Below are 10,755 nucleotides of genomic sequence, written 5' to 3' on the forward strand. Positions count from 1 at the left end.
CCGCTCTCGATTCGCGTCACGTGTTATTCGGTTTCCAGATCGATATCGATGCCGAGGGAACGAATTTCTTTGATCAACACGTTGAAAGACTCGGGCATGCCCGGCTCCATACGGTGATCGCCGTCCACGATGTTTTTGTACATCTTGGTCCGACCGTTCACATCGTCCGACTTCACTGTGAGCATTTCTTGCAGAGTGTAAGCAGCACCGTATGCTTCCAGTGCCCAGACCTCCATCTCCCCGAAACGCTGACCACCGAACTGAGCCTTACCACCCAGCGGCTGCTGGGTAACCAGGCTGTACGAACCGGTAGAACGAGCGTGCATCTTGTCGTCTACCAAGTGGTTCAGCTTCAGCATGTACATGTAGCCAACAGTAACCGGGCGCTCAAACTTGTTGCCGGTACGGCCGTCGAACAGCTGCATCTGGCCGCTTTCTGGCAGATCTGCCAGTTTCAGCATGGCCTTGATTTCGCTTTCCTTGGCACCGTCGAACACCGGGGTAGCCATTGGAACGCCGCCGCGCAGGTTCTTCGCCAGATCCAGGATTTCCTGGTCGGAGAAGGTATCCAGCTCTTCTTTGCGGCCGCCGATCTCGTTGTAGATCTCGTGCAGGAACTTGCGCAGGTCAGCAACCTTGCGCTGCTCTTCGATCATACGGTTGATCTTCTCGCCCAAACCTTTAGCCGCGAGGCCCAGGTGGGTTTCAAGGATCTGACCAACGTTCATACGCGAAGGTACGCCCAATGGGTTGAGGACGACGTCGACCGGGGTGCCATTGGCATCGTGCGGCATGTCTTCAACCGGCATGATCACGGAGACCACACCCTTGTTACCGTGACGACCGGCCATCTTGTCGCCCGGCTGGATGCGGCGACGGATTGCCAGGTAAACCTTGACGATTTTCAGCACGCCTGGAGCCAGGTCATCGCCCTGCTGCAGTTTGCGCTTCTTGTCTTCGAACTTGTCGTCCAGCAGACGGCGGCGATCAACGATGTAGGCCTGGGCCTTCTCGAGCTGCTCGTTCAGAGCATCTTCAGCCATGCGCAGTTTGAACCACTGGCCGTGCTCAAGACCGTCGAGGATTTCGTCGGTGATGTCCTGACCTTTTTTCAGGCCTGCGCCGCCTTCGGCCTTGTGGCCTACCAGCGCGGAACGCAGACGTTCGAAGGTCGCGCCTTCAACGATACGGAACTCTTCGTTCAGGTCCTTGCGGATCTCGTCGAGTTGAGTCTTCTCGATGGACAGCGCACGAGCATCACGCTCAACACCATCACGAGTGAAGACCTGTACGTCGATGACAGTGCCCTTGGTACCGGTAGGTACGCGCAGGGAGGTGTCTTTAACGTCGCTGGCTTTTTCACCGAAGATGGCACGCAGCAGTTTTTCTTCCGGCGTCAGCTGGGTCTCGCCTTTCGGAGTGACCTTACCAACCAGGATGTCGCCTGCGCCTACTTCAGCACCTACGTAAACGATACCGGCTTCGTCCAGCTTGTTCAGTGCAGCTTCACCCACGTTCGGGATGTCTGCAGTGATTTCTTCTGGCCCAAGCTTGGTGTCACGTGCCACACAGGTCAGTTCCTGAATGTGGATCGTGGTGAAACGGTCTTCTTGAACAACACGCTCGGACAGGCAGATGGAGTCTTCGAAGTTGAAGCCGTTCCATGCCATGAACGCGATGCGCATGTTCTGACCCAGTGCCAATTCACCCATGTCGGTGGACGGGCCGTCAGCCATGATGTCGCTGCGCTGAACGCGATCACCCTTACGTACCAGCGGACGCTGGTTGATGCAGGTGTTCTGGTTCGAGCGGGTGTATTTGGTCAGGTTGTAGATGTCGACACCGGCTTCGCCAGTTTCAACTTCGTCATCGGCAACACGAACCACGATACGGCTGGCATCAACGGAGTCGATCACGCCGCCACGACGAGCCACGACGCAAACGCCGGAGTCACGGGCTACGTTACGCTCCATGCCGGTACCTACCAGCGGCTTGTCAGCACGCAGGGTGGGTACAGCTTGACGCTGCATGTTGGAACCCATCAACGCACGGTTGGCGTCATCGTGCTCCAGGAACGGGATCAGCGACGCAGCAACCGAAACTACCTGCTTCGGCGATACGTCCATCAAGGTGACGTCTTCCGGCGCCTTGACGGTGAACTCGTTCAAGTGACGAACAGCTACCAGCTCGTCGATCAGGACTTTCTTGTCGTTCATCGTGGCCGAAGCCTGAGCGATCACGTGATCAGCTTCTTCGATGGCGGACAGGAATACGATCTCGTCGGTGACCAGAGCGTCTTTCACCACACGGTACGGGCTCTCGAGGAAGCCATACTGGTTGGTGCGCGCATAAGCAGCCAGGGAGTTGATCAGACCGATGTTCGGACCTTCCGGCGTTTCGATCGGGCATACACGACCATAGTGCGTCGGGTGTACGTCACGAACTTCAAAGCCTGCACGTTCACGCGTCAGACCGCCCGGGCCCAGTGCGGAAACACGGCGCTTGTGGGTGATCTCGGAGAGCGGGTTGTTCTGGTCCATGAACTGCGAGAGCTGGCTGGAACCGAAGAACTCTTTCACCGCCGCAGCCACTGGCTTGGCGTTGATCAGGTCTTGCGGCATCAGGCCTTCGCTTTCAGCCATCGACAGACGCTCTTTGACCGCACGCTCAACACGTACCAGGCCAACGCGGAACTGGTTCTCGGCCATCTCGCCTACGCAGCGAACACGACGGTTACCCAGGTGGTCGATGTCATCGACAATGCCTTTGCCGTTACGGATGTCGACCAGAGTCTTCAGGACCGCAACGATGTCTTCCTTGCACAGCACGCCTGAACCTTCGATCTCGGTACGACCGATACGACGGTTGAACTTCATCCGGCCGACCGCAGACAGGTCATAACGCTCAGGGCTGAAGAACAGGTTGTTGAACAGGGTTTCGGCAGCGTCTTTGGTTGGTGGCTCGCCAGGACGCATCATGCGATAGATCTCGACCAGCGCTTCCAATTGGTTGCTGGTGGAGTCGATCTTCAATGTGTCGGAGATGAACGGACCGCAGTCGATATCGTTGGTATACAGGGTTTCGATGCGAACGACCTGAGCCTTGGCGATTTTTGCCAGGATCTCGGTGTTCAGCTCGGTGTTGCACTCAGCCAGGATTTCGCCTGTGGCCGGGTGAACAATAACCTTAGCGGTGGTGCGACCCAGGACGTAGTCCAGAGGCACGTCCAACGACTTGATACCGGCTTTTTCGATCTGGTTGATGTGGCGCGCAGTAATACGACGGCCAGCTTCAACAATGACCTTGCCCTTTTCATCCTGGATGTCCAGTACGGCAATTTCACCACGCAGACGCGAAGCAATCAGCTCCAGGCTGAGGGTTTCATCCTTCAGGCTGAATACGTTGGTAGTGTAGAAAGCGTCCAGCACTTGCTCAGTGGTATAGCCGAGCGCACGCAGCAGTACCGAGGCCGGCAGCTTGCGACGACGGTCGATACGCACGAACACGCAGTCTTTCGGGTCGAACTCGAAGTCCAACCACGAACCGCGGTACGGAATGATCCGCGCGGAGTACAGGAGTTTGCCGGAGCTGTGCGTCTTGCCGCGGTCGTGGTCGAAGAACACGCCCGGGGAACGGTGCAGCTGGGAAACGATAACACGCTCGGTACCGTTGATAACGAAGGTACCGTTCTCAGTCATCAATGGGATTTCGCCCATGTAGACTTCTTGCTCTTTGATGTCCTTGATCGCTTTGTTCGACGATTCTTTGTCGAAAATGATCAGGCGGACTTTTACCCGCAAAGGTACGGCGTACGTGACACCGCGCAACACGCATTCTTTGACATCAAATGCCGGTTCGCCCAGGCGATAACCGACGTACTCCAGCGCAGCATTGCCGGAGTAGCTGATGATCGGGAAAACGGATTTGAAGGCCGCATGCAGGCCCACGTCGCGGAACTGATCTTTGGTCGCTCCCGCCTGCAAGAATTCACGATACGAATCCAGCTGGATAGCCAGAAGGTACGGGACATCCATGACGTCCGGCAACTTGCTAAAGTCCTTGCGGATACGTTTTTTCTCAGTATATGAGTAAGCCATCAGCGTTCCCCAGCTTGGTCACCTGCTTGTTTGGCCCTCCCGACGGGAGCAGCCAGAAAATCTCGCAAACCCCATGGTTTGCACCACCGCATCGGGTGGCTACAGCACGTTAATGGCGGCGACCGAGTCGACAGCCAAGAACGGAAAAAGGCCGGTGGCAAGAGCCACCAGCCATCAGCCTTCAGCTTAACGCTTGGGCTGGAGACGCAAGGTCGATGCTTACTTCAGCTCGACTTTAGCGCCTGCTTCTTCCAGAACAGCTTTGGCTTTGTCAGCGGCGTCTTTCGACACTGCTTCCAGAACCTGGGCTGGAGCGCCGTCAACTACAGCCTTGGCTTCTTTCAGGCCCAGACCGGTCAGTTCACGTACTGCCTTGATCACGTTTACTTTCTTCTCGCCAGCTTCCAGCAGCATGACGTTGAATTCGGTTTGCTCTTCAGCAGCGACAGCAGCAACAGCTGGGCCAGCGGAAGCAGCGGCAGCGGAAACGCCGAATTTTTCTTCGAAAGCTTTGATCAGCTCAACAACCTGCAGAACCGACATTTCAGCTACGGCGTTGAGGATATCGTCTTGGGAGATAGACATTGCTGTATTTCCTGAATTGGGGGACGGCCTACGCGGCCATCGAAATAAACAAAAATACGCGAGAGAAGTTGTTCAGCCTTAGGCTGCGGCAGCTTCTTTTTGCTCGCGAACTGCGGCCAGAGTACGAGCCAACTTGCTGGTAGCGCCTTGAATCACGCTCATCAGCTGAGAAATAGCTTCGTTACGGGTCGGCAGTGTTGCCAGTACGTCGATTTGGTTAGCTGCGAGGAACTTGCCCTCGAACGCAGCTGCCTTGATCTCGAACTTATCCTGACCCTTGGCGAATTCCTTGAACAAACGGGCAGCAGCGCCAGGATGGTCGGTGGAGAACGCAATCAGGGTCGGGCCGGTGAACACGTCGTTGAGGACACTGTATTCAGTGTCAGCAACAGCGCGCTTGAGCAGGGTGTTACGTACAACACGTACGTATACGCCAGCTTCACGAGCCTCTTTACGGAGTCCGGTCATAGCGCTTACTGTCACACCACGGGCATCAGCCACGACAGCGGACAGAGCAGCTTTGGCAGCCTCGTTGACTTCAGCGACGATGGCCTTCTTGTCTTCGAGATTAATTGCCACGGGTTTAACTCCTGCTTGTTACCGTTTCATCTGGCCGGAGCCGGATGTCGTTTTGGTGTCTGATTCGGTAAGGAACCGGGAGCACCATCTGCGTAGGCTTGTGGTTTAAGACTTACGTCGCCTACGGTCTTGGATAGCCCCCGCCAGGCAGGGACCCCAATTTTTTCAATTGACGCGATTTCTCGCGTCAACCTGTGTCTTATACGTCCAGCGAGCCTTGGTCGATGACCAGACCTGGGCCCATAGTGGTGCTCAGGGTAACGCGCTTGACGTAGATACCTTTCGAGGAAGCTGGCTTGATACGCTTCAGATCAGCGATCAGGGCTTCAACGTTTTCCTTCAGCTTGACGGCGTCGAAGCCGACTTTGCCAACGGAGGTATGGATGATGCCGTTTTTGTCGGTGCGATAACGAACCTGACCAGCCTTGGCGTTTTTAACCGCGGTAGCTACGTCTGGGGTTACGGTGCCGACTTTAGGGTTAGGCATCAGACCACGTGGACCGAGGATCTGACCCAACTGACCCACAACGCGCATTGCATCCGGGGAAGCAATAACTACGTCATAGTTCAGGTCGCCGCCTTTCATTTCGGCAGCCAGGTCGTCCATGCCAACGCGGTCAGCGCCAGCGGCCAGAGCAGCTTCAGCTGCCGGGCCTTGGGTGAAGACAGCTACACGTACAGTCTTGCCAGTACCGTGTGGCAGCACAGTTGCGCTACGAACGACCTGGTCGGATTTACGTGGGTCAACACCCAGGTTTACAGCAACGTCAACGGACTCGCTGAACTTGACAGTCGACAGCTCGGTCAGCAGGGCAGCAGCGTCTACAAAGTTGTAGGCCTTGCCTGCTTCGATTTTGCCGGCGATAGCCTTTTGGCGCTTGGTCAGCTTAGCCATTACACACCCTCCACGTTAAGGCCCATGCTACGAGCAGAACCGGCGATGGTACGCACGGCTGCATCCATATCAGCTGCAGTCAGATCCGCGTTTTTGGTTTTCGCGATTTCTTCCAGCTGAGCACGAGTCACGGTGCCAACCTTAACGGTGTTCGGACGAGCGGAACCGCTAGTCAGACCAGCAGCTTTCTTCAGCAGAACCGAAGCCGGGGTCGACTTGGTTTCGAAAGTGAAGCTACGGTCGCTGTATACAGTGATGATCACTGGAGTTGGCAGACCTGGCTCAAGACCCTGAGTACGGGCGTTGAAGGCTTTGCAGAACTCCATGATGTTCACGCCGTGCTGACCCAGAGCTGGACCGACGGGTGGGCTAGGGTTGGCCTGAGCGGCCTTCACTTGCAGCTTGATGTAAGCGGTAATCTTCTTGGCCATGAGGCACTCCAATTACGGGTTCGAACGCCTCGAAAGGCTCCCCGGTTACTTGCGCGTTTATCCCAGTGACGACAAAACCCCACAGCCTAGGGCTGCGGGGTTGGGATGCTTGCTCAGCTAGACCTTCTCGACCTGGCTGAACTCCAACTCTACCGGGGTAGAGCGACCGAAAATGAGCACTGCCACTTGGATCCGGCTCTTTTCGTAGTTAACTTCTTCGACAGTACCGTTGAAATCAGCAAACGGACCATCTGTGACACGAACAACCTCACCCGGCTCGAAGAGCGTCTTCGGCTTAGGCTTGTCGCTACCATCAGCAACACGACGCAGAATTGCTTCCGCCTCTTTGTCGGTGATCGGAGCAGGCTTATCAGCGGTACCGCCAATGAAACCCATAACACGAGGAGTGTCCTTGACCAAGTGCCAAGTACCTTCGTTCATGTCCATCTGTACTAGCACGTAGCCAGGGAAGAACTTACGTTCACTCTTACGCTTCTGACCATTCCGCATTTCAACCACTTCTTCAGTGGGAACCAGAATTTCGCCGAAGCCATCTTCCATGCCTGCCAGCTTTACGCGCTCCAGCAAAGAGCGCATAACATGCTTCTCGTAACCCGAGTAAGCATGCACAACGTACCAACGCTTAGCCACGGGACACCCTTAGCCAACAATCAAGGAAACAAGCCAGCCGAGCAGGGAATCAAGCCCCCACAACAGCAACGCCATAACCAGAACAACAGCCACAACAATCAACGTGGTCTGCGTGGTTTCTTGGCGAGTCGGCCAAACGACTTTACGGATCTCGGTGCGAGCTTCCTTTACCAGGACCGCGAAAGACTTGCCTTTGGCAGTCTGCAGGCCCACAAAGGCAGCTACAGCAGCAAGGGCAAGCAAAGCGAGCACACGGTACAGGATCGGCGAAGCAGAATAGTACTGATTGCCAACAACGCCTACGACCACCAAGGCGACTACAGCGAGCCACTTGACCAGATCGAAACGAGAGCTTTGAGCTTCAGCCTTAGGAGTCATCTATGAAGATCCTGTGAAAAGAAAGCCAGATACACCACGTGAATCTGGCAGGTCAGGAGGGAATCGAACCCCCAACCTACGGTTTTGGAGACCGTCGCTCTGCCAATTGAGCTACTGACCTAAAACAAAATCAGGCCGACCATTATGCAGGCCTGAAAAAGACTTTACAACAACAAACCCCTATAGACTTGAAATCACCTAGCAACAAAGCCAAGCACAACACCATCAAGCCGAGGCAGCTGTTAAAACAAAGGCAGATATTTTCATATCTGCCTTGTTATATGGAGCTCTTGAGCGGATTTGAACCGCTGACCTCACCCTTACCAAGGGTGTGCTCTACCAACTGAGCTACAAGAGCAAAACACCGTGCACAACCTGCAAACTTGGAGCGGGTAGCGGGAATCGAACCCGCATCATCAGCTTGGAAGGCTGAGGTTCTACCACTAAACTATACCCGCGGAGCTTGCAGCTCACGCTAAAATGGTGGAGGGGGAAGGATTCGAACCTTCGAAGTCGTAGACGTCAGATTTACAGTCTGATCCCTTTGGCCGCTCGGGAACCCCTCCTAAGCGAGCCGGCATTTTACATTACGCCGACCTTCTGTCAAGCATTTTCTCATTTAAAAATATGAGGTTAGCTGCATTGACCTTCGCTTCACGCTGTCGACCTTAAAGGTCTTCACTGCGAAGCGGGCGCCATTCTATGCAAACTATTCGAGAGTTGCAACGCCTTCGCACAACATTATTTTATGTTTTAACTCATTGAATTCCTTAGCAAGGTTTTCAAAGGGCAGATCGTCAGCCAGGCGTCGACTTTCAGGGGCCACACGCAGCCAGTAGCCAGATGCATCCGCAGTATTCAGCAACTGAACCTTGACCTTTATATCCAAGCTTAGGAGCCGCTGCTCAACAGATTGCGCTTGACGCTGATCCGCAAACCCACCGATATACAGGCAAGTATTTTGCGCTTCAGATGCTTTTGCGCGCTCTCTACGCACCACAGCATCGGAGGATTCACTGAGCAGTCGAATATCCTGCTGCGAGCCCTTATAAAGGCTCAGAGGCGTGACATCTTTAGCGCGCAAAGGGGCTTCTTGCTGATGCCAAATGTAATAGAAGGCATTGAGAACAAGTAAAAGCAAAAATAGCCAACGCATAATCACCTCAGGACAAAGGACAAGCCATCGCCAAACCGACAAAGACCAGATCGGGCACGAGCTCCGCCTGCGGCACTGCATCCACCACCAAATCAGCATCCCCCCCGGTCAGAAACACGGTGAAGTCATCGCCCCAGTAGCTTCGCGCCAACTCTAACTGAGTCAGTACAAACCCTCTCAGCATCAACGTACAACCGCGCTCCACGGCCTCCACCGTCGTACGACCGGGAGAAAGACGCTCCAGCGCCCTTTCCGCGGCGGCGTCGTCATACCGAATCTTGCGCGTATGCGTTCGCAGTTGGTTGCGCATGAGGGGCATACCTGGGCAAATGAAGCCACCCAAGTGCTCACCATCCGCCGCAATAAAATCTGCTGTGGCAGCCGTACCAAAATCAAGTACCAGGCAAGCGCCGCGCGCCAGCTTGAATCCACCCAGCATCGCCAGCCAACGATCGAGCCCCAGACGCTCGAAATCTTCGTAGCCGTTGCGTACTCCGGCCATTTCTCGTGCCGGGGCAGCGCAGGAAACGGTAACGCCAAAAGCCTCGTGCAAGGCCTCGACCAGCTTACTTGTTTCTTCCAGGGCCCGAACGCTGACCAATCGGCAGCGCGTCAGCAGCAATCGAGGCAGCGCTGACAGATTTTCAATCAATGCCAGATCAGAACGAACAACCCCCTCCGCAGAGGCACTTGCGGAACCCGAATCAAGCACACGCCACTTGATAAAGCTATTCCCACAGTCGAGTTCAAGAATCATCACGCAACCTCAGGCTTAACTCACCACCACTGTATATTTTCTCAACGCCCTCAACACTCAAACGCAACGCCCCCTGACGGTCTACACCCAGTACAACCCCATCGACCTGGTTAACACCCGCAATGAGAGACACCGGCCGCCCCTGCCAAGCGTGACTCTGCTCCCACTCCTCTTGAAGTGCGACAAAACCACCCTCCCGATGTCGTTCAAGGTAGCGCTGCAGCTGCACACCCAATTGCGCCACCAGAGCATTGCGATCAACAGAAGAGCCTGTCTCAAGCAGCACCGAAGTCCATTGCTGATCCACCTCGTCAGCCCTCTGCATGTTCACATTTATGCCTATTCCGAGGACAACGTGACAGATATCAGCTGGGTCTCCTACCAACTCCAGCAAAATCCCGGCGATCTTCTTCTGCCCTACCAGCACATCGTTTGGCCATTTCAGTGCCGCCCCACGCACGCCTGACTCGCGTAAAGCCTGCATCACCGCCAAGCCCACAACGAGACTTAGGCCCTCCAATTGCCGAAGGCCAGACTCAATGCGCAATACAAGGCTGTAATAAACATTTTGTGCGAACGGACTGACCCACTTTCGCCCTCTTCTGCCCCTTCCCGCGGTTTGCTGCTCGGCAAGCACCAGGAACGGCGCCGCACATCCAGCATCAACAAGGCGCAAAGCTTCGGCATTCGTGGAGTCAATGGAATCAGAGATATGAACGGGCCATGCCAAGACGGGCGCATTCATCGCGATACCTTCAGCACTCAAGAACACCAGCGGTGACGCCAACTGATATCCCTTGCCACGAACCTTATGAATGGACAGATTCAATTCAGCCTCAAGGTGCTGGAGCTGCTTCCAGACAGCACTACGGCTGACGCCCAGGGCAGCACCAAGTGCTTCTCCGGAGTGGAATCGTCCATCTTTCAGAAGTTTTAACAACGTCAGCATGCAAGTATCGCCTCACAAAGAGGCACGCATGATAGCCATGCGCAGGGTCATTGCATAGAAACGCCGGACTTTAGGACTGAAAGCAACCGTAGCCCACCTCTATGCATTTTCGACCGCCCAAAACAAAACCCCATCTGCTTTCGCAAATGGGGTTTCGGAATTTAATCTTGACGATGACCTACTCTCACATGGGGAAACCCCACACTACCATCGGCGATGCATCGTTTCACTTCTGAGTTCGGGATGGGATCAGGTGGTTCCAATGCTCTATGGTCGT

10 protein-coding genes, 4 tRNA genes and 1 rRNA gene are annotated in these 10,755 nt (G+C 55.0%); all 15 read right to left on the reverse strand.

Annotated elements, in window-relative coordinates; translation table 11 throughout:
- Positions 1-23: 23 nt before the first annotated feature.
- Positions 24-4,097 (reverse strand): DNA-directed RNA polymerase subunit beta, encoded by a 4,074-nt coding sequence (gene rpoB, locus QCBJ_RS05375; protein ID WP_015886138.1) that lies wholly within the window; start codon positions 4,095-4,097, stop codon positions 24-26.
- A gap of 219 nt (positions 4,098-4,316) precedes the next feature.
- Positions 4,317-4,682: a 50S ribosomal protein L7/L12 gene (gene rplL / locus QCBJ_RS05380; protein ID WP_003210093.1), complete on the reverse strand. Its 366-nt coding sequence runs from the start codon at positions 4,680-4,682 to the stop codon at positions 4,317-4,319.
- Positions 4,683-4,760: 78 nt separating this feature from the next.
- Positions 4,761-5,261 carry a 50S ribosomal protein L10 gene (gene rplJ / locus QCBJ_RS05385; RefSeq protein WP_015886139.1) on the reverse strand — a complete coding sequence of 167 codons (501 nt, stop codon included), beginning with the start codon at positions 5,259-5,261 and terminating at the stop codon, positions 4,761-4,763.
- Positions 5,262-5,460: 199 nt separating this feature from the next.
- Positions 5,461-6,156, reverse strand: coding sequence for a 50S ribosomal protein L1 (rplA, locus tag QCBJ_RS05390; protein ID WP_003232403.1), 696 nt, complete (start codon positions 6,154-6,156; stop codon positions 5,461-5,463).
- Positions 6,156-6,587 carry a 50S ribosomal protein L11 gene (gene rplK, locus QCBJ_RS05395; RefSeq protein ID WP_003176435.1) on the reverse strand — a complete coding sequence of 144 codons (432 nt, stop codon included), beginning with the start codon at positions 6,585-6,587 and terminating at the stop codon, positions 6,156-6,158. Before rplK ends, rplA begins: the two co-directional genes overlap by 1 nt.
- Positions 6,588-6,704: 117 nt before the next feature.
- On the reverse strand, positions 6,705-7,238 hold the full coding sequence (gene nusG / locus QCBJ_RS05400; protein ID WP_003176436.1) for a transcription termination/antitermination protein NusG: 534 nt from the start codon (positions 7,236-7,238) through the stop codon (positions 6,705-6,707).
- Between the two features lie 9 nt (positions 7,239-7,247).
- Entirely contained in the window at positions 7,248-7,616 is a 369-nt protein-coding gene (gene secE, locus QCBJ_RS05405; protein WP_003194658.1) for a preprotein translocase subunit SecE, read from the reverse strand.
- A 45-nt stretch (positions 7,617-7,661) separates the two neighbouring features.
- A tRNA-Trp gene (locus QCBJ_RS05410) sits at positions 7,662-7,737 on the reverse strand.
- 161 nt (positions 7,738-7,898) lie between these two features.
- Positions 7,899-7,974, reverse strand: a tRNA-Thr gene (locus QCBJ_RS05415).
- A 26-nt stretch (positions 7,975-8,000) separates the two neighbouring features.
- A tRNA-Gly gene (locus QCBJ_RS05420) sits at positions 8,001-8,074 on the reverse strand.
- Between the two features lie 23 nt (positions 8,075-8,097).
- Positions 8,098-8,182, reverse strand: a tRNA-Tyr gene (locus QCBJ_RS05425).
- Positions 8,183-8,325: 143 nt separating this feature from the next.
- Entirely contained in the window at positions 8,326-8,772 is a 447-nt protein-coding gene (locus QCBJ_RS05430; RefSeq protein ID WP_015886140.1) for a hypothetical protein, read from the reverse strand.
- 7 nt (positions 8,773-8,779) lie between these two features.
- Positions 8,780-9,529 (reverse strand): pantothenate kinase, encoded by a 750-nt coding sequence (locus tag QCBJ_RS05435; protein ID WP_015886141.1) that lies wholly within the window; start codon positions 9,527-9,529, stop codon positions 8,780-8,782.
- Entirely contained in the window at positions 9,519-10,478 is a 960-nt protein-coding gene (gene birA / locus QCBJ_RS05440) for a bifunctional biotin--[acetyl-CoA-carboxylase] ligase/biotin operon repressor BirA (RefSeq protein ID WP_102060266.1), read from the reverse strand. Before birA ends, QCBJ_RS05435 begins: the two co-directional genes overlap by 11 nt.
- 165 nt (positions 10,479-10,643) lie before the next feature.
- Positions 10,644-10,755 (reverse strand): 5S ribosomal RNA (gene rrf / locus QCBJ_RS05445); the annotation flags it as partial.

Origin of the sequence: Pseudomonas sp. QC2 (assembly GCF_002859085.1) — a bacterium.
GTDB classification, from domain to species: domain Bacteria; phylum Pseudomonadota; class Gammaproteobacteria; order Pseudomonadales; family Pseudomonadaceae; genus Aquipseudomonas; species Aquipseudomonas petroselini.

Bases quoted from the DNA above. Each gene is read 5' to 3' on its own strand.
- rpoB (WP_015886138.1), bottom strand. From the start codon at position 4,097: ATGGCTTACTCATATACTGAGAAAAAACGTATCCGCAAGGACTTTAGC.
- rplL (WP_003210093.1), bottom strand. From the start codon at position 4,682: ATGTCTATCTCCCAAGACGATATCCTCAACGCCGTAGCTGAAATGTCG.
- rplA (WP_003232403.1), bottom strand. From the start codon at position 6,156: ATGGCTAAGCTGACCAAGCGCCAAAAGGCTATCGCCGGCAAAATCGAA.
- rplK (WP_003176435.1), bottom strand. From the start codon at position 6,587: ATGGCCAAGAAGATTACCGCTTACATCAAGCTGCAAGTGAAGGCCGCT.
- secE (WP_003194658.1), bottom strand. From the start codon at position 7,616: ATGACTCCTAAGGCTGAAGCTCAAAGCTCTCGTTTCGATCTGGTCAAG.
- QCBJ_RS05430 (WP_015886140.1), bottom strand. From the start codon at position 8,772: ATGCGTTGGCTATTTTTGCTTTTACTTGTTCTCAATGCCTTCTATTAC.
- QCBJ_RS05435 (WP_015886141.1), bottom strand. From the start codon at position 9,529: ATGATTCTTGAACTCGACTGTGGGAATAGCTTTATCAAGTGGCGTGTG.
- birA (WP_102060266.1), bottom strand. From the start codon at position 10,478: ATGCTGACGTTGTTAAAACTTCTGAAAGATGGACGATTCCACTCCGGA.